Origin of the sequence: Microcoleus sp. PH2017_09_SFU_O_A (genome assembly GCF_020738625.1) — a bacterium.
In the GTDB taxonomy this organism is placed as follows: Bacteria; Cyanobacteriota; Cyanobacteriia; order Cyanobacteriales; family Microcoleaceae; genus Microcoleus.
In genome coordinates this window covers 86790-104021 of record NZ_JAEQCF010000035.1, presented here as the reverse complement: position 1 = coordinate 104021, position 17232 = coordinate 86790, and the positions used below count along the sequence as shown (strand labels likewise).

The 17232-nt window shown below is 46.6% G+C and carries 15 protein-coding genes; 8 read left to right on the top strand and 7 right to left on the bottom strand.

Annotated elements, in window-relative coordinates:
• Positions 1-358: 358 nt before the first annotated feature.
• From JGK16_RS14995 to JGK16_RS14985, 3 genes are all read left to right on the top strand, one after another.
• Positions 359-652, top strand: coding sequence for a hypothetical protein (locus JGK16_RS14995; protein ID WP_293191035.1), 294 nt, complete (start codon positions 359-361; stop codon positions 650-652).
• A gap of 123 nt (positions 653-775) precedes the next feature.
• Positions 776-1030: a hypothetical protein gene (locus tag JGK16_RS14990; protein WP_293181071.1), complete on the top strand. Its 255-nt coding sequence runs from the start codon at positions 776-778 to the stop codon at positions 1028-1030.
• Between the two features lie 296 nt (positions 1031-1326).
• The gene (locus JGK16_RS14985; RefSeq protein ID WP_293203227.1) at positions 1327-2439 is read left to right on the top strand and encodes a tetratricopeptide repeat protein; all 1113 of its coding nucleotides are present in this window, start codon (positions 1327-1329) and stop codon (positions 2437-2439) included.
• A 264-nt stretch (positions 2440-2703) separates the two neighbouring features.
• Here JGK16_RS14985 and JGK16_RS14980 read toward each other — a convergent pair whose 3' ends face one another.
• The 5 genes from JGK16_RS14980 to JGK16_RS14960 all read right to left on the bottom strand — a co-directional run bounded on the left by JGK16_RS14980 (position 2704) and on the right by JGK16_RS14960 (position 7773).
• The gene (locus tag JGK16_RS14980) at positions 2704-4917 is read right to left on the bottom strand and encodes a phosphoketolase (RefSeq protein WP_293181065.1); all 2214 of its coding nucleotides are present in this window, start codon (positions 4915-4917) and stop codon (positions 2704-2706) included.
• A gap of 93 nt (positions 4918-5010) precedes the next feature.
• Positions 5011-5268 (bottom strand): hypothetical protein, encoded by a 258-nt coding sequence (locus JGK16_RS14975; protein WP_293181062.1) that lies wholly within the window; start codon positions 5266-5268, stop codon positions 5011-5013.
• Positions 5269-5282: 14 nt separating this feature from the next.
• Complete coding sequence (locus JGK16_RS14970; RefSeq protein WP_293181059.1) at positions 5283-6521, bottom strand: COP23 domain-containing protein; 1239 nt, start codon at positions 6519-6521, stop codon at positions 5283-5285.
• 2 nt (positions 6522-6523) lie between these two features.
• Complete coding sequence (locus JGK16_RS14965; RefSeq protein ID WP_293203224.1) at positions 6524-7183, bottom strand: serine protease; 660 nt, start codon at positions 7181-7183, stop codon at positions 6524-6526.
• An 11-nt stretch (positions 7184-7194) separates the two neighbouring features.
• Positions 7195-7773 carry a COP23 domain-containing protein gene (locus tag JGK16_RS14960; protein ID WP_293181053.1) on the bottom strand — a complete coding sequence of 193 codons (579 nt, stop codon included), beginning with the start codon at positions 7771-7773 and terminating at the stop codon, positions 7195-7197.
• 816 nt (positions 7774-8589) lie between these two features.
• Here JGK16_RS14960 and JGK16_RS14955 point away from each other — a divergent pair.
• Complete coding sequence (locus JGK16_RS14955) at positions 8590-9195, top strand: hypothetical protein (RefSeq protein WP_293181050.1); 606 nt, start codon at positions 8590-8592, stop codon at positions 9193-9195.
• Between the two features lie 88 nt (positions 9196-9283).
• Complete coding sequence (locus tag JGK16_RS14950) at positions 9284-10660, top strand: cytochrome P450 (RefSeq protein ID WP_293181047.1); 1377 nt, start codon at positions 9284-9286, stop codon at positions 10658-10660.
• Between the two features lie 806 nt (positions 10661-11466).
• Here the strand turns inward: JGK16_RS14950 and JGK16_RS14945 are convergent.
• The gene (locus tag JGK16_RS14945) at positions 11467-11754 is read right to left on the bottom strand and encodes a hypothetical protein (protein WP_193973219.1); all 288 of its coding nucleotides are present in this window, start codon (positions 11752-11754) and stop codon (positions 11467-11469) included.
• 497 nt (positions 11755-12251) lie between these two features.
• Between JGK16_RS14945 and JGK16_RS14940 the strand changes: the two genes are divergently transcribed.
• From JGK16_RS14940 to JGK16_RS14930, 3 genes are all read left to right on the top strand, one after another.
• Complete coding sequence (locus tag JGK16_RS14940) at positions 12252-12512, top strand: MoaD/ThiS family protein (RefSeq protein WP_293181042.1); 261 nt, start codon at positions 12252-12254, stop codon at positions 12510-12512.
• Between the two features lie 411 nt (positions 12513-12923).
• Positions 12924-14222, top strand: coding sequence for a threonine synthase (thrC, locus tag JGK16_RS14935; protein ID WP_293181039.1), 1299 nt, complete (start codon positions 12924-12926; stop codon positions 14220-14222).
• 95 nt (positions 14223-14317) lie between these two features.
• Positions 14318-14593, top strand: a complete 276-nt coding sequence (locus JGK16_RS14930; RefSeq protein ID WP_293181036.1) for a MoaD/ThiS family protein — start codon at positions 14318-14320, stop codon at positions 14591-14593.
• A 384-nt stretch (positions 14594-14977) separates the two neighbouring features.
• Here JGK16_RS14930 and JGK16_RS14925 read toward each other — a convergent pair whose 3' ends face one another.
• On the bottom strand, positions 14978-17230 hold the full coding sequence (locus JGK16_RS14925) for an ATP-binding protein (RefSeq protein WP_293181033.1): 2253 nt from the start codon (positions 17228-17230) through the stop codon (positions 14978-14980).
• Between the last annotated feature and the right edge of the window lie 2 nt (positions 17231-17232).

Sequence of the window (17232 nt, the reverse complement as noted above, 5' to 3'; positions counted from 1 at the left end):
AAAAAGGTTCGTAGTACGGACTTTAGTCCGCTCTTTAAAAAATGCTTCTTGAAAAACTGAGATGCTCCCAGGAAAAAGGACTCGAAGGCAAGGTTTTCAGCAATTAATAACGTCCTACTAACTGTCGGGTGCGGTTGATATATTTATCTATCGATTTTATTCATACAACCTATGCAAGTAATGATTTGATTGTTGTTTTGCCCAGAGCTAGGGTGGATATATTAGCTAAAAGATTTAATTGTACAGGAGTTGCAGAGCTATCAAAAGTGCTGTAATTGCGAGCAAGTTATTGCTTCCTTTTAGCTGCGATTTTTGATTGTGCAATTTTTGTTTAATTAAGAATTTGAAGGTGTTTGTTATGTCAACTTACGAAAAAGTGCGGTATCCCGAAAAAACAAGCGTTGTTTCGATTAACGAGCGAGCTAAATATGCCAAAAAGCCAAAAAGCCGATCGCTCTTTTCAGCTATCAATCAACTTTGGCAAGGTTTGCTCACCGCCGCTGCTGGCGAAAACGAGGTCAGAATTTGGCAAACCTGCGATCGCAATGGTAACACTTGCTGGCACGGTTGCGATCGCGCGACTGGTCGCTCTAAGAGCGCGGCGACAGATGACGAAATACGCGCTTGGATCGATCGGCGTTATTGCCAATAGTAGATTATTGCTTGTGTGGGGGAGTTTCGATTGTTTGCGAGCAGCCAAGATTTTGATAAACCAGCCCGCCAGAAAATTCGGGGAAATTGTTGATTTTGGATAATTAATTCCAAAGGAGATGCTATGCTTCAAAGATATTCCGAATGTGCAGCGCCAGATCGCATAATCCTCATGAAAAACGAGGTGTATAGGTTGCCTCAAAATCATCGAGAAGTTCAAGTCTTGTCAGGAATTGCTTGGATTACAGTTGACAAACAGGACATCATCTTGCACAGTCCAGAAAAAATATCGCTTCCACCGAGCAAAAACTTTGCTGTCATCTCCGCTCTCAACTATATGCCGCTGATTATGGCAGTCTGTTCAACAGTTGACAGTTGACAGTTGACAGTTGACAGTTTGAGAGCTACCTCTACCCTTAAGTCCGAGTATTGGAGTAATGAATAGTCTGATTTTAATTTCTCCCGATCGGGCGGGCTTTCAACCAATTCTTTATGGTAAGACATAAGCCAAGCCAAGCCATTTTCGATTTTGGATTGAAGAAGTGGAATTGACTGCTTGTGCATGAGTTTGCAACTTGCTTAAAGTTGCATTCTTTGTTGAAACTGGTATCAGAGGCTAGCGACACAGAAAAAAACTTGGCAGAAACACCCCAAAGAGGTCTATCTTATTTATAAATGGGCTTTTGGAGGACTCGATCGGTGTATTGCCACTCTTACCGCTTCAGCTATCTCGCAGCTATAAGTATTGTGGTATCGCCCGCACTCAGCTTGCTGGAAATTTCAGACGCTCGGGCATTTGCCCCTATTATAAATGCCAGGCCAGCTCGATCGGGCGATTCCCTACGGGATAGCTTCGCCCCGCGTGCCCAAGCAACAGATCCCAAAACGGAAGCAGACAAACTCTTTGAAACAGGAGTCAAACAGCACCGTGAGGGTTTGTTTCGAGAAGCAATCCAGACTTTTGAGCAAGTTTTGGCAATTCGCAAGCAACTAGCCGACAAACCGGGAATCGGAGAAACCCTCAACAATATCGGGGAAGTTTACACCGAAATGGGTTCGCAGTCCAAAGCTTTGGAAGTTTTGCGACAAGCTTTAGCCATTCACCGAGAAATCGGCGAAGGGCCCCGCATTGCCCACACTCTCAATCTCATCGGTTTCGTCAACCGACTTGCGGACAATTTTGACGAAGCGATGAAACTGCACCAAGAAGCTTTGGAACTTGCAAAAATTGCCAACGACCAAATTCAAATAGCAGAATCTTTTCACAACATCGCGGCAGTGTACGCAGAGCAGGTAAATTACGCAAAGGCGATCGAATTTTACCAGCAAGCGCGGACGATTCGCACCACAGAGGGCGATCGGCGCGATTTAGGCCGTACCCTCAATAACATGGGCGGCGTCTATTACAACATCGGCGACTTTAACAGAGCGATGGAATTTTACCATCAAGCCTTAGCAATTCGCCGGGAAATCGGAGACAGGGCTGGCGTCGCCCGCCTCCTCAACAACATGGCACTTACCTGTCGCAAACAAGGCAAAGATACTCAAGCGTTGATCTATTTTCAGCAAGCAATACCGATGTTTGAAGCTATCGGTGACAAGACAAGTATGGGACGCTTGTTTAACAATATGGGCGCGATTTATGAAAGTCTCCGTCAATATCCTAAAGCTCTCAACTCCTACGAGCGAGCTTTGAAAATTGCCCGCGATGGCGGCGATAAAGCTGGAGAAACTACGGCGATGGAAGGCATTAAACGATTGTCGTCCGGGCAGTCTTTGCCACAATAATCGCAGGATATAATTATCATATTTCTTGGTACGTAGTTGCGCTTAAGCGCTCTTTCTTGGATTATTCAAGAGCGCTTGCATCTTAAGCGCTCTTTCTTGGATTATTCAAGAGCGCTTGCATCGCAACAACATACCTTTCTTGGTACGTAGTTGCGCTTAAGCGCTCTTTCTTGGATTATTAAACAGCGCTTGCATCGCAACAACATACCTTTTCAATCCTTAAGAATCTCCCGGTAACAAACCGGGAGACTTGAAAATTATAACCTAACCAACTAGCCCGATCGCCCTTTTCGTCAAAGCATCAGCCGTCAACCCATTAAACGCCATCAACTCACCAGCGCTAGCAGTGGTTTCCCCCCGCTTCCATGCGAAAGTATCGCGCGGGCAATTGCTGCGAAGCATCACCGGCTCCAACATCCCAGAAGCACCGCCTGTCACGCCAATCAAGGCATCTCCACCAAACATTTCGGCAAATTTCTCATCGCTCAAAAAGCCACCGTCAGCTTCCGAACAAGTATTCCAAGCAACATCGCTGGAACGGTACAAACGGCGGGGATTCACAACAGAAACAATCCGCACTCCCAAGCCTTCTTTCTCCAATGATGCCGCCGCTTCAAACACCGGCGTTAAAGTCATATCGCCGACAACAGCAAACACAACTTTCTTATTTCCGGTTGTTTCGTGCAACACAATTCCACCATCTTCTAAACCTTGGCGAGTCTGTGCAAAAGTAGTACGAATTGGCAGCGGCGACTTGCTCGCAGTAATCACAACTCCCTTATTTCTGGCACTCAAAGCCCAATCGTAACAAGCTTGAATGCTGTTAGCATCCGGTGGAAACAAAGGAAACACATTTCCGTTACGCATCATCGCCGCAAAATAAGCCTCAATTTCCGGGCGTTGGTGCGTCCAACCGTTGCGGCCTTGCTCCAATGCACCCGCTGTAAATAAGGTGACAGTTGCCGGAGTTGCACGGCGCAATTCTGCCATTGCTTGCGTTACAGTTTGCCAAATTGGTAAACCGTTGATGGCAAAAGATTCGTAGGAACACCACAAACTCCGCGCTCCAAATAGCGACAATCCTACTGCCAAACCCGCGCAAGCATCTTCGCTCAAAGGTTCGTAAACTTGACCGTTGGGCGATTGATTGTACAAATCATCCGTCGTCGGGTGAATGATTTTGAGAGCTTGGTTGATGTTGGCAATTGCTGATGCTTCGTTGCCGTCTGCATTGGTGACAAGAAAAGTGCGATCGCGCTCGCCGACAGTTCCCACCAAACGTCCCATTGCAGTTGTCGAAATCTTCGCTTCTCCACCAACCGCAAATTCTTCTAAAGGCAATTCTCCCAAATCTGCTAGCGGCAATGCAAACTCAGTAACAACGGTTTTCGCAGCAGGCCCGCCACCAGCACGTTCGCAATTTGTCCGCACCAACTGCCACGCCTCAGCAGTCAAAGCCCGCTGTTTTAAGGCGCTGACAATGTGCGGAGCATCGAGGGTATCTTTGGGATAAAGGTTGTGAGATTTTGCTCCGCGTGCGTGTACGCCAGCACCTTTCAACTGTTTGATAATAAACACAGTTAATTTGCCGCCGAGAGCAGATTTTGCCGCTTTGTCAACTCCTTCTAAAACAGCTTTGGTAAATGCCATCCGCTGTTCGAGGGAAAAAGCCGTGCTGTCAACATAAGCTTCCGGTTGATTTTTGTCATCAAATTCCTTAGCATCAACTAAGATGACTTCTTTAAAACCGTTTCCTTGCCAATAAGCAATCATTTCAGCATTAGTTTTAGTCGAAACCATACTGTGATGTTCTTGGGAATATCCGTTCCAAACTAACACTGGCAAAAAGTTAGTAGCTTTCGGATAAGCTGTGTGGAAATGTCCCATGCTGCTCATCGGATAGGGTTCGCCCATCCCACCGTCGCCCATCGTGAAAGGAAACAGTTTGTCGGGGTGCAAAAGTGCGCCCGCCATTGCGAAATGCTGTCCTTGTCCGAGGGGGCCGGCTGGTGCTAAAAGGCCGGGAATGAAACCGGAAAGATGTCCTAACAAACCGTCTTTTTCGCGGAATTTATCGCGCGCTTGCTGTACTTTGGTAATTCCCATGTCTTCTAAAGATCGATCGAGAAACATGGCACTATAAAATCCTGGCGCGTGGTGCCCGACTTCGGTGACAATGTTCTTGTGTCCCAACATCACCAACGCAGCGTAGGCCTCAGCTTGGCTGGCAAAACCCCCCGGATGTCCCGATGCCTTGCTGGCTGTGATTTGCAGCGTTAAGTAGCGCAGGGCGTCTGCTCCGAGCATCGTTTGAAAGACGGCGGCTGGATCTGCTGGATCGGCGATCGAATTGCTTCCTTGGGCGATCGCAGGTGTTTTCCCGTAAGTCTCAAAACCCGGCACATTCTCCGAGAAATACTGGATTCCTTCACAAAAACTAGGAATTGCTGACGTTGCCTTCGGCGTAGTTGCAGTCATGCTTCTTTATACCTGAAAAATTTGACTTGGATTAAGTAACAGTAATTTTATAGCTTTTGTGTTGCAAAAAATCATCACTTCTGCTATGTCGAATCATAAATCTGTCAAATATCTCAAATTTTTATAGCAATCCCCAAAGCGGTGACAACTTTGTTGATTGCTGAAACCATTAATTTTATTCCCTCTTCCTTCTTCCGTCTTCCTTCTTTTTACCTTGAGCGAAGCCGAAAGGCTATCTGCTTTTTTTACTCTGAGCGCAACCTTTCTATCGCGTCCGATCGATTGACTCCAATAAGTAAGGTTTGTAGTGCGGACTTCAGTCCGCAGCATAAAGCGGACTGAAGTCCGCACTACAAACTGTTTCTTTAGGGCTCGGCAATATCTACATCTAGTCGTTCCCCAAGATTAATATAAATCGGAGCGCCGCTTTCAAAAAGAGACGGTCTAGCCTTTTGATTCGCCAGCCAAACAAAGAAAGTGCTAAGTGCAGGAGCTGGATCTTGATCGCGACGCAACGTGTAGATCAAACCTTCGCAGGGCCCGTTAATCCGGCTGCTCGTGCAAATCGCTTTTTGATTGTTTACCAGACCGACAGTGACATAATTAAGCTGTTTGTTGCGGTTATAATTATCTAGGCGTTGAGTCACTTGTTGACAGCGAGTCAGAGGATCGTAGCCAGCACTAGAAAAGAAATTAGAATTCCAGCGAATCCAAGGCTCTCTAAACCCTTGGGGATTTTGATATACAGTCACTGGTTCTCCCGTTGAGGTATCGCACACAAATCCCCCCCGCTGGAGATTCGGTTGAGTTTGGGGAGAGCTGCGGTTGATGGCAATATTGCTGAGAATATCAAACCCGTTAGGTAAGGTTTGCGATCGCAACGCCGTAAAAGCATCGATCGGGATTGCGGCATTCAACCCAGTTTTAATTTCCTCAGTCTGACCGTTCCACTGGCTCTGCACCGTACCAACAGTATCACCCTGGCCGTGAATTCCCACAACCCTGCCATCAGCATCAAATACAGGCCCGCCACTCATCCCACGCCTTGTCACAGCTTGATAGCGCAATCCGTACCCGGATGATGCGCGACCGACGCGAGAAGAGATAATACCAGCAGTAAATTCGAGTTTTCTTTCAGATCCAGAGGCGACTGGTAGCGGATAGCCAGCAACGTAAATAGTAGAACCGACAACAGCACGTTGCGATTCACCGATCGGCGCTACTGGATACCGATCTCGGCTCTGAAACTGGATCAAAGCTAAGTCTATATCGCGATCGTTTTTCGGGAGTCGCTGTATTCTGATTGCTGTATAGCTTTTTTCCGAATGAGTGCGAATGCTGTATTCTTGGGCGAGACTTGCCACTACGTGATTCGCCGTCAGAACAGTGTAAATATTCCCCTGTTTAGCAATAATTACTCCTGAGCCACCAGCCGCAAAACCCAGCGTGTTGTTCACTTCTACAGTTGTGAACATCGCTACCTCTGCAATTTCTTGGGCTGTTTTAGCACAAGCAGCATATTGTGGGCCGACAATTGCTGCCGCCGTTACTGCACCGGTCAAAATGACTGTCAGCGCATCAAACCGCAAACCCCACGAATTCATCGCTAACTCTCCACATGAGACGAGACGAACTGCAAATATGTACTGATAGGAATTCCCCAACTAGATTTAACCATCTTTTCCAATAATTCCGGCGTCGGTTCACTTCCATCTTCAAAAGCATAGACGCCAAAACCGGGATCTCGATACTTACCTCGACCGTTAATCCCAACCAAGAAACCTTTGGCATTAAAAATCGGGCCGCCGCTCATGCCAATTTTAACCTCATTTGTATAGCCCAAGCTATAGCCTTCAGGTAAAGATTTTGGCAGCAGCAGTTCTACGAACCCCTGCGCTACGGCCAACGCCCCAGTCTCCGCAGGGAATCCGGCCGCCAGCAGCGGCTCTCCCACCGCTGGCTGCTGCGCGCCAATCGGCGCTACTTTATACTCGATCGCGCTGCGAAATTTAGCGATCGCCAGATCGGTATCGCCCAGTCGCTGCGGAACTCCCAACAGTTGGTGGATCTGGCCGTCGCTCGTGATAATTGTGCGATCGCCCTTGTCGAAAGCCACAACGTGCCAGCTAGTCAACACAGTATACGTTTGTCCCTGGCGCTGGACGATCGCCCCAGAACCCGAGGATTTCGAGGTCTTGATGCGTATCGTCGCCTGTCGCGCCAAGTTTTCCACGTCACCCCCGGGAATTGGCAATGAGATTGGCAATTTTCCAGTCTTTACCGCAGTTCCGAGGGCCCAGAAAAAGGGGGCAGTTGCGCCCGATCGCCCATATTTTCCCCTAGTTTTTCCCCTAGCTTTTCTCTCACATCAATGTAAGGAATTTGGCTGCTTTCCTCCGTAGAGGGCATCCCCACCTGTCCTTGACGCCAAGCTAACAAATTATACAAAGAGCCGATCGGGTCTTGGCCCGGCCGCAGGGTATAAATCAAATTTTGGCACACACCATTGACTTGATTCGCCGTGCAGATGACATTTTGGCCGTTCATCTGACCAACGGTAATGTACCTCAGCATTCGGTTGCGGCGATAGCTTTCGAGGCGTTGGCTGACCAATTGACACCGAGTTGCCGGATCGTAGCCCGAACCGGAAAAATAATCAGAAGTCCACTCAATCCAAGGCTCTACTGCACCTTGAGGGTTTTGGTACAGCGTCACCGGCGCACCTGTCGAGGTGCTGCACCAAAATCCGCTTTCCCCCACTGTCGGCCGGGCATAACTTGGCGCAGAAGCCACTGTCAGAGCGCACAGGGCGATCGCTGCTGTCGCCAAAACTTTTGTTAATTGCTGTTCGATCATGTTTTCGCTCGATTTTTAGTAAATTTGTTACAAAAAGCACCTGATTCTGCGATAATAATCTTGATACGCAAGTTAATTAGAGATCCAAATCACAGCAAATTTCAGCTCGATCGACTGCACATCAGAAACTCGGAATCATGGCCGACACTCACAGGTGCAGCCTTACGGAAACCAGTTTTTTTTGTACTTCAGTTTGCTGAAATCTTCTGTATGTTGTTCGCTACTTGTACATTCCTTATCGCGGTGCTTTCGGCGCGGTTGTTGAACCATGCCACAATACGTGGCCAACTCTAAATTCTGTCGTCATTACTACTATCAAACTCAAGCTTTCGCCAACCGGAAAGAGGCTGTTACCTCAGACCTTGGAATAGCTAAATTTGCATCGGGTACATCACACCACTGACAAGGTATTTGATCTAACTTGTGATTTAAATCGCGAGGTCGATCTGCGGAGATACGAAGACGGCAGGGTTGCACCAATGAGGGGAGATACCCCTCTTGTGTAATCTAACACTAAAATAAAGGTATTAGCAAGCAATATTTCGGACATTTTTGATTGCCGACCGTAGAATCAGGGTTTCATGGCGATCCTCTGCGAGGGCTACGCTAACGAGGCACACGATACGCTTTCGGGTAAATCAAGGGTTTCAGGCTGCGATCTAAAAACTGTCCGGACTATTAAACAATAACTCTGAACTTATTTTCGTCTTCATACTGCGGAAATACTTCTAAGTGAGTGTAATTAGGGATTAAGTGCTTGCTACCACCAAAATTCTGCCCGACCTACACTGACGTTTAGTTGAGTATTAAAAAGTTATGAACCTTATCTGCAAACAGTTCGGGTATTTAGCGACTGGATTAATTTTGATCGGGGGTAGCAGTTGTTCTAGCTACGATGCAGCAGCTAAATCAGCCGAAAACCAGAGCCAACCCTCAGCAAGAACCCGTCAGTTCCCGCACCTACAGCTAACCGGCAATCAACTTGATAGTCGATCGGCCCCACCGGAGCCCTCTAACTCTGTTAGCTCGGTTTTACCGAGTACCAAAGTACCAGAAAGCACAGCTACAGTTACGGTTTATGAGGTAGACAATCTTTGTCAAAGTCTGAAGCCAGCAACAGTTACAGGCCCAGATAACCAGTTAATGTCATCGGCCGTTAATGAAGTATTAAAGCAGGAGATTTTCGCTAGTCTGGGTTTAGTTGGTTATCGGCTTAAAATCGATCGCGACCTCGGCATCGCTACCGTAGATTTACGGGCCTCAGGGAATTCGCGCCAGAAATTGCAAAATCTGTCAAGCTGTCAGATGTTAGGTTTGTTCGGAGGCGTGCGCCAAACCTTAACCAGTTATGCTCCTTGGCAAATTAAAACAGTCCGTTTTACAGAGCTCGGACAGGACATTGTGAGTACCGTTCGAGAATAATCCCTTAAAATTATGGGAGAGCGTACAACCAGTTTCTACGTAATTCCTATGGATGGTGCCCGCCTCTTGTAACACCAACAAAATTTTTATGACCCTACCTGACGGCCCCGAAAACCCCCCCTTCTTGCAACTAATTCAATGGATTGGCGATCCGCTGACATACATGGACGGCAACGCCAAAAAGTACGGGGAGATTTTCACGACTCGATGGGGCAACCTTGAACCCTTCGTGATGATCCACAACCCGCAAGCGATCCAGGAAATGCTCAACAGCAAGGCGCTTGATGCTCCAGGCGATATCAACGGTATTCTCAAACCAGTCCTGGGGGAACAATCGATGATTGTAATCTCCGGAGAAAAGCACAAACGGCAACGTCAATTATTGATGCCACCCTTTCACGGGGAACGGATGCGAAACTACGGCCAGCAAATTTGCGATATTACCCAAGATGTTGCTAGCAAGTGGAAGGTCGATCGACCTTTTGTCGCCCGCACAGCCATGCAGGAAATCACCATGCGGGTAATTTTGCAAGTAGTCTTCGGACTGAATGAAGGGCCGCGGTTGCAGCAACTTTCCCCGCTGCTGGCTTCAATTATCGATATGACCGGCTCTCCGGTGCGATCGAGTATCCTATTTCTGCCCTGGTTGCAGCAAGATTGGGGCCCTTGGAGTCCTTGGGGACGCATGAAACAGCAGCGCCAAAAAATTCACGAACTGATGGACGGCGAAATAGAAGAGCGCAAACAGCAACCAAATGCCGATCGTACCGACATTCTCAGCTTAATGATGGCCGCCCGCGACGAAAACGGCGAACCAATGACGAATGAAGAATTGCGCGACGAATTAATGACGCTGTTGTTTGCTGGCCACGAAACCACAGCAACAGCGCTAGCTTGGGCCTTTTACTGGATTCACAGTTTGCCCTCGGTACGCCAGAAACTGCTGCCAGAATTGGACAGTTTGGGCGAAAACCCCGACCCAATGGAGATTTCCCGCTTGCCTTACCTGAGTGCAGTTTGTCAAGAGACACTGCGAATTTACCCAGTGGGAATGCTGACATTTCCGCGAGTAGTGCGGGAACCCGTGGAACTAATGGGCCATCAACTCGAACCGGGTACGGTGGTTTTCGGCTCAATTTATTTAACCCACCGCCGGGAAGATTTGTATCCAGAACCGCTGCAATTCAAGCCTGAACGGTTTTTGGAGAGGCAATTCTCGCCTTACGAATATTTGCCCTTTGGGGGCGGTAGTCGCCGTTGTATCGGCTTAGCGCTGGCGCAGTTGGAAATGAAACTGGCGATCGCAACCATTTTGCGCGATTTCGACTTAACCTTAGCCGAGAAAAAGCCCGTACAAGCCAAACGCCGAGGGGTGACTTTAGGGCCGGCGGGCGGTGTGCGGATGGCCTTCCTGGGGCGACGGATGCGGCAGCAGATGCCTGAACCTGTTGCTAGTGGCGTTTGAACTCGCAGCACCCAAGCCGGGGTGTAGCCATCGCACTTTTGCTCTTTGAATGCAAACAATTTAGGCAGGATGTGCGATCGACCCGCCTTTTTTATGTAGCGAGTGCTACACAAAAATAGCTAGAATCCTTAACCTGTAACCATCACCGCCCTCAAATTTCAAAATTCCAGTCTAAAATAGTAGAAGCCTTGCAAACATACCCAAAAAGTAAAAGTGGGTGATTGCAATAGTCCTCTTGATATCTAGAAGACTTGCCTGCCATACTTTAAAAACATATGCATACCCTGTTATTCAGCAAAGGTCGGAAGCGTGTTGGCAATGCCAGCAATCTTTCGGCCTCTTTATTTTTTGGGTACTGAAAACCTTCGGCTAGAGACGCACAAGGCAACTCAAAAATATAAATTCTCGCTATCTTCTCATCTGGCATCTCCTCAATTAGAGTGGTTTTGCCTCCAATTGAAAAAGGATCCGGCAGCAAGTTTAAGGAATTACTGTGGGTGATTGCAATAGTCCTCTTGATATTTATAAGGCTTGCCTGCCATACTTTAAAAACATATGCATACCCTGTTATTCAGCAAAGGTCGGAAGCGTGTTGGCAATGCCAGCAATCTTCCGGCCTCTTTATTTTTTGGGGTACCGAAGACCTTTGGCTAGAGATACCGAAGGCAAGGCAAAAGTATAAATTCTCCTCCTCTCCTCAATTAGAGTGATTTTGCCTCCAATTGAAAAAGCATCCGGCAGCAAGTTTAAGGAATTACTAAGGAATGATTAATAACTTGTTAAACAATCTCCTTGTGCACCCGATCTCAATCTTCTGTTTTGAGAAATTCCGATACCGAGACAGACTTGGGGAGGCTCTCGATATCTTGAATTTCGCTTTCATGGGCAAAAAACTCGACTTCTTTGTCATCAATCTGGATCTGATAGCTAGCGGTAGCAGTCACAATCCGCCGCTTTTTTTTATCTTCTATTAAAACCCAACACACCACAGGCCTTACCCACCTCTCAACGTGCTGGCTTTGCTTCGTACTCCCAAAGGCATACCAGCCTTTAGCTTCAATAATTTGAAGCACTTTAAAATCGTTACTTGCCATAAATATCAGGTTCGCGTTAACTTGACTATTATTCTGAGATCGAAGGGCACGCTTCCTAAGCGGAGCAAAGCTTTGGAAATTATAAGCTGGACTGGACAACCAGATTTTTCGTCGGGAATCAGCCAGTTAGCAGAGCATAGTCTGCTTTGTTACTCGCTAAAGTTAGTTCGATATTTTGCTACTCTCCCACAATTACGGGGAAGTATCGATACCGCCTCCTCAAAAAGTAGTCTTGCCCTCGGCTCAACACCAGCTAACTCAATCTTCGCTAGCTGCATTTAAGTGGATGCCAACTGCTTCTAACGCCTGGTTGGTAAGAGCGATGGGCATACAAGACTGTTCGGATTTTATGCTGCAATCAACGGTCATTTTTACCAGCTCTGCTAAAAATTAACTAAAGATTGCCGCTTTCAATTCTAAGCCTGGGTGCGCGTAATTCTCAATTAATTGTATGGTGTAGTTGATTATTGCCAAACTGTCGATCGCACAAAACAGCCGTGTCTAACTCTTCGATTACCATCACCGTTAAACTATTCGCCGCCTTCAGTGAAGCCTACGGCGTTTCGGAACTTACACTAGAACTTCCTCCCGAAACCCCGGTATCTGAAGTGCTCGAAAGCTCGATCGGCCAATACCCTCAATTAGAACAGTGGCGCGATCGTACCCGCTTCGGCGTCAACCTAGAATTCGTCTCCCCCGACACCATCCTCCAAGACGGCGACGAAGTTGTACTCATCCCCCCCGTCAGCGGTGGATAATACAATTTTGGATTTCCTCAAGGTACGTAGTTGCGCTTCAGCGCTCTTTCTTTATATCTATGAAAGAGCGCTTGCATCGCAACAACGTACCTTTGCTTTAAATATGAGAGTTGCGTCTAGGACTTACCCAGCACAAAAAACTTTATAAAGTTTTGAAATTAGTTTTGCAGCAAAATTGTTCTTGAGTTCGGTTAATTGAGATAATTTTCCTCTGGGCCAGCATTCCCCAGCAGAGCTTAAAACCCTTTCTGAGAAAGAGATTGAGGACTATCAGTCAACCTCCAATTTCGGGCAAGAAACTGCCAAAAATTAATCCCGACTAAAAAAATCGGGTATAGTTGACGGGGTAGATCGAGCGTGCTAATCTTTCCTAAGACTTAAGAAAACATCGCAAAACTAGAGAGTTGAGCTATGACCCAGGCGACCAGAACCCAATCCACAGCAGCAACCTTCACAGCCCTCAAATGTAAAGAATGCGGCGAAGAGTACGAACTCCAAGCCAAGCACGTCTGCGATTGCTGTTTTGGCCCGCTAGAAGTCAAGTACGACTACGACGCCATCCGCCGCCGCGTCACTCGCCAAACCATCCAAGCAGGCCCCAACTCAATCTGGCGCTACCGCGAATTTTTACCAGTCGCTACAGAAAACGTCATCGATGTCGGCACGGGGATGACTCCTTTAGTAAAATCCCACCGCTTAGCGCGCCGCCTCGGTCTCAAAAATCTTTACATTAAAAATGATGCCGTCAATATGCCCACTCTGAGCTTTAAGGACAGAGTGGTGTCAGTCGCCCTCAGCCGAGCGAGAGAATTGGGTTTCACAACAGTATCTTGTGCCAGCACTGGCAACTTAGCTAACTCCACGGCTGCGATCGCCGCCCACGCCGGACTAGATTGCGTAGTCTTCATCCCCTCCGACTTAGAAGCAGGCAAAGTCCTAGGCACCTTAATTTACAATCCGACTGTGATGGCAGTTCACGGCAACTACGACCAAGTTAACCGCCTCTGCTGCGAAGTAGCCAATACACACGGCTGGGGATTTGTCAACATCAACTTGCGCCCCTACTATTCCGAAGGCTCGAAAACCCTCGGCTACGAAGTTATCGAACAACTAGGTTGGAAATTGCCCGATCACGTAGTTGCTCCCCTCGCTTCCGGTTCTTTGTTCACCAAAATCTATAAAGGCTTCAACGAATTCACCGAAGTCGGCTTGGTTGAAGGCAAGAAAGTCCGGTTCAGCGGCGCTCAAGCTGACGGCTGTTCCCCGATCGCCCAAGCATACCGCGAAGGTCGCGACTTCGTAACACCAGTCAAACCGAATACAATTGCTAAATCGATCGCGATCGGCAATCCAGCAGACGGAATGTACGCCCTCGACATCGCCCGCAAAACAGGCGGAAACATCGAATCCGTCAGCGACACCGAAATCATCGAAGGCATGAAACTGCTAGCAGAAACCGAAGGCATCTTCACCGAAACCGCAGGCGGCACGACGATCGCAGTCTTGAAAAAACTCGTAGAAGCAGGTAAAATCGACCCCGAAGAAACCACCGTCGCCTACATCACCGGCAACGGCTTGAAAACCCAAGAAGCCGTCCAAGGTTACATCGGCGAACCCATCACCCTCGAACCAAAACTGGAAGCCTTCGAGCGCGCCCTCGAACGCGCCCGGACACTCGAACGTTTGGAATGGCAGCAAGCTTCTGTTTAATAGTTATTGGTTGTTGGTTATTGGTTATTGGAATCAACAACTAACAATTAACAACTGACAACTCACAACTGACAACTCACAATTAACAACTAACCATGACCGTTAAAGTTTTAATTCCCACACCACTGCAAAAATTCACTAACAATCAAGCCACAATAGAATGCGGTGGTGCAAACATTTCCGAACTGATTGAAGCGTTAGAAACAAATTGTCCCGGCATCAAAAAAAGCCTGTGCGACGAACAAGGATCGCCTCGAAGATTTCTCAACTTCTACGTCAACAGCGAAGACATCCGGTTTTTGGAAGGTACGGAAACTGCTCTTAAAGATGGTGATGAAGTGAGTATTGTCCCAGCCGTTGCTGGTGGTTGATTTTTGACCGCAGATTTAAGCAGATAAACACAGATGAACGCAGATAGTTGTTAAATCTATCTGCGTTTATTTGTGGTTAAAATCGATTGATTTTTTTTGAGAAAATTTGACACTAAAAAAGCTGATTTATGAATCAATACGGTTCAGTTAACACTGTTAATTCCCCGGAGATCCCCCTCGCATCCCCCTGATAGTCGGAGGACGAAAGAGCAACTTCTTGTTTTCTTGTTCAGTATTCTGACCATAGCAATCCTAAATCATTTGTGAATTTCTTACTTTCTCCCCTTAGTAAGGGGAGGGTTGGGAGGGGTAAAACTTTTACGACTCCTGCAATGATTGCTATATCTGCATCATAAAATCAGTCAATAGTCTAATCTCAAATATTTACGCATTAACAGCTTTTCCTAATACTTGTCTTAGCTCATTCACCTGACAATTTTGTGCCAGTTGAATCAAGTGTTGAGCGAAAGCAGCGCATTCCGGATGAGTTTGTTGTACATATGCGGCAACTTCGGCAAGTTCGTCTAAATCCCCCCATTTGACTAAATCGTTCAGTTGCGCTAGAAGGTTGGCTGGGGGTAGCTGCGACTCTCGGATGTCGGATACAGGAGGTGTCGGTTCTGGTGTCGCCACATTTTCATACACCCATTCCAACTTCAGATATTTTTGTAGCAAAGCCAGCAACAATTCTGCGTCAATGGGTTTGGGCAAAAAGTCGTCTGCACCCGCATCCAAACTTTGAAATTGATCGGCTTCAAAGACACTGGCTGAGGAGGCGATCGCAACGACTTGTTTCAATGTTGGCGATTGGCGCAGGTGTTGCAGCAATTCAAAGCCGTGCATTACAGGCATCATTAAGTCTGTAATCACTGCATCGGGTGGCTGTGTAACGGCTTTTTCTAGCGCTTCTTTTCCATTGCTTGCTTCGATAACTTCAAATCCAATTGGTTCAAGAAGATTAACTAATACTGCACGATTTTCCCACTTATCATCCACCGCTAAAATGCGCTGTTTTGTGCCTCGATATCCTGCGATCGTACCTTGTTGAGAGGTGCGAGAAATTGTTGCCCAACTTTGCGATTCTGGAACTTCTATATCGAAAGAGAAAATACTTCCTTTACCCAGTTGGCTTTGTGCCTTAATTTGACTGCCCATTAACTCCACAATTTTCCAACTAATTGCCAGTCCCAAGCCAGTGCCTTCTGCTTGTTTTTTCGTATTTCCCACTTGTTCAAAGGGTAGAAAAATTGTGTCTAATTGCTCTGGAGTCATCCCAACTCCTGTATCGCTAACTTGGAAGCGCCAGCGATAGGTTGATGGATCTGATGCGATCGCCTGTGCTTGAATCGCGAAAGTCACGCCACCTTGTTCTGTAAATTTGATGGCGTTTCCCAGCAAATTAATTAAGACTTGTCGCAGCCGCTTTTCATCAGCATGAATACCGACAGGTAGGTTAGATTCGGGTACGTATATAAAGTCAATTCCTTTTTCTTCGGCACGGACGCGACAAATTTCGGTAACTGCTTCTAAAAAAGAGGGAAAATGGAAATCTGTGGGAATGAGTTCTAGTTTGCGAGCTTCAATTTTAGAGAGGTCTAAAATATCGTTAATTAAAGTTAAAAGGTGATATCCGCATTGATAAATAATCCCCAATCCTTTTTTATGTTTTTTCTCCAAGTGCTTGGAACGTTGAAGGATTTGGGCATAACCAAGAATGCCGTTGAGTGGAGTTCTCAGTTCGTGACTCATATTAGCGAGAAATTCGCTTTTGGCTTGATTGGCATTGTCGGCAGCTTCTTTAGCTTGTTTGAGTTCGATCGCGCGCTGTTGGGATTCTTCAAGTAAAATTTTATTTTCCTTTAAAGCCCCTGCTAATTGTTCAGTGCGATCGCGAACTCGCTGTTCTAAGTTACTTAGCAAATCGGATAATCGCTCAATTGTAGAGTTCACACCCAATTGCAGCTCTCCTATTTCATCGGATTGAATTTTGCGATCGCAGCGCACATCTAGACTGCCGGATTCAACTTGTTTGAGAATCTGTAAAATTTCTTTAATTCTGCTAAATATTGTAGAATTAAACAGCAATAAAATTGCAGCAGATGTTGCAGCAATACAAGCAGATGACCCCAGTAAAAATATAATAATAATGTCTTTCTTGCGGTTTTGAATTCGCTCGATTCCAGCTTTGATATACAAAAAACCAATCAATTTTCCATCTTCTAGACGCAGCGGTGCAATGTGGATTAATCCATCGGAAACTGCGATGACTTGCTTCACCTTAAAGGTTTGCTCGAAGTTTTCCTCAATCTTGAAGCCTGCGATCGCTTTAACCGATTTGCCTACATCCTCTGAATTCATCGAATAATAGACTTTGCCGTTAGTTCCAATTGCTAATGTATCTAATAACTTTTCTCCCACAAGGTTTTCCATCACAGCGCGATCTCTGACTGCTTCATAATTTAGCAACCCTTGAGCAATTAGTTTTGCTGGCAATTGGATTTGTGTTGTGAGTGTTTTATCAATCTCATTAGAAAATCGATTGACATAGTAAGAACCCATTAAAGTGAGTGCAACGATCTCAACACCAATGACTGCTGTCCCAATCTTAAATGCTAAGCTTTGCCAAAACTTTTTCATGA

Bases quoted from the DNA above. Each gene is read 5' to 3' on its own strand.
- JGK16_RS14990 (WP_293181071.1), top strand. From the start codon at position 776: ATGCTTCAAAGATATTCCGAATGTGCAGCGCCAGATCGCATAATCCTC.
- thrC (WP_293181039.1), top strand. From the start codon at position 12,924: ATGACCCAGGCGACCAGAACCCAATCCACAGCAGCAACCTTCACAGCC.
- JGK16_RS14970 (WP_293181059.1), bottom strand. From the start codon at position 6,521: ATGAATTCGTGGGGTTTGCGGTTTGATGCGCTGACAGTCATTTTGACC.
- JGK16_RS14985 (WP_293203227.1), top strand. From the start codon at position 1,327: ATGGGCTTTTGGAGGACTCGATCGGTGTATTGCCACTCTTACCGCTTC.
- JGK16_RS14945 (WP_193973219.1), bottom strand. From the start codon at position 11,754: ATGGCAAGTAACGATTTTAAAGTGCTTCAAATTATTGAAGCTAAAGGC.
- JGK16_RS14950 (WP_293181047.1), top strand. From the start codon at position 9,284: ATGACCCTACCTGACGGCCCCGAAAACCCCCCCTTCTTGCAACTAATT.
- JGK16_RS14925 (WP_293181033.1), bottom strand. From the start codon at position 17,230: ATGAAAAAGTTTTGGCAAAGCTTAGCATTTAAGATTGGGACAGCAGTC.
- JGK16_RS14980 (WP_293181065.1), bottom strand. From the start codon at position 4,917: ATGACTGCAACTACGCCGAAGGCAACGTCAGCAATTCCTAGTTTTTGT.
- JGK16_RS14960 (WP_293181053.1), bottom strand. From the start codon at position 7,773: ATGATCGAACAGCAATTAACAAAAGTTTTGGCGACAGCAGCGATCGCC.
- JGK16_RS14930 (WP_293181036.1), top strand. From the start codon at position 14,318: ATGACCGTTAAAGTTTTAATTCCCACACCACTGCAAAAATTCACTAAC.
- JGK16_RS14995 (WP_293191035.1), top strand. From the start codon at position 359: ATGTCAACTTACGAAAAAGTGCGGTATCCCGAAAAAACAAGCGTTGTT.
- JGK16_RS14955 (WP_293181050.1), top strand. From the start codon at position 8,590: ATGAACCTTATCTGCAAACAGTTCGGGTATTTAGCGACTGGATTAATT.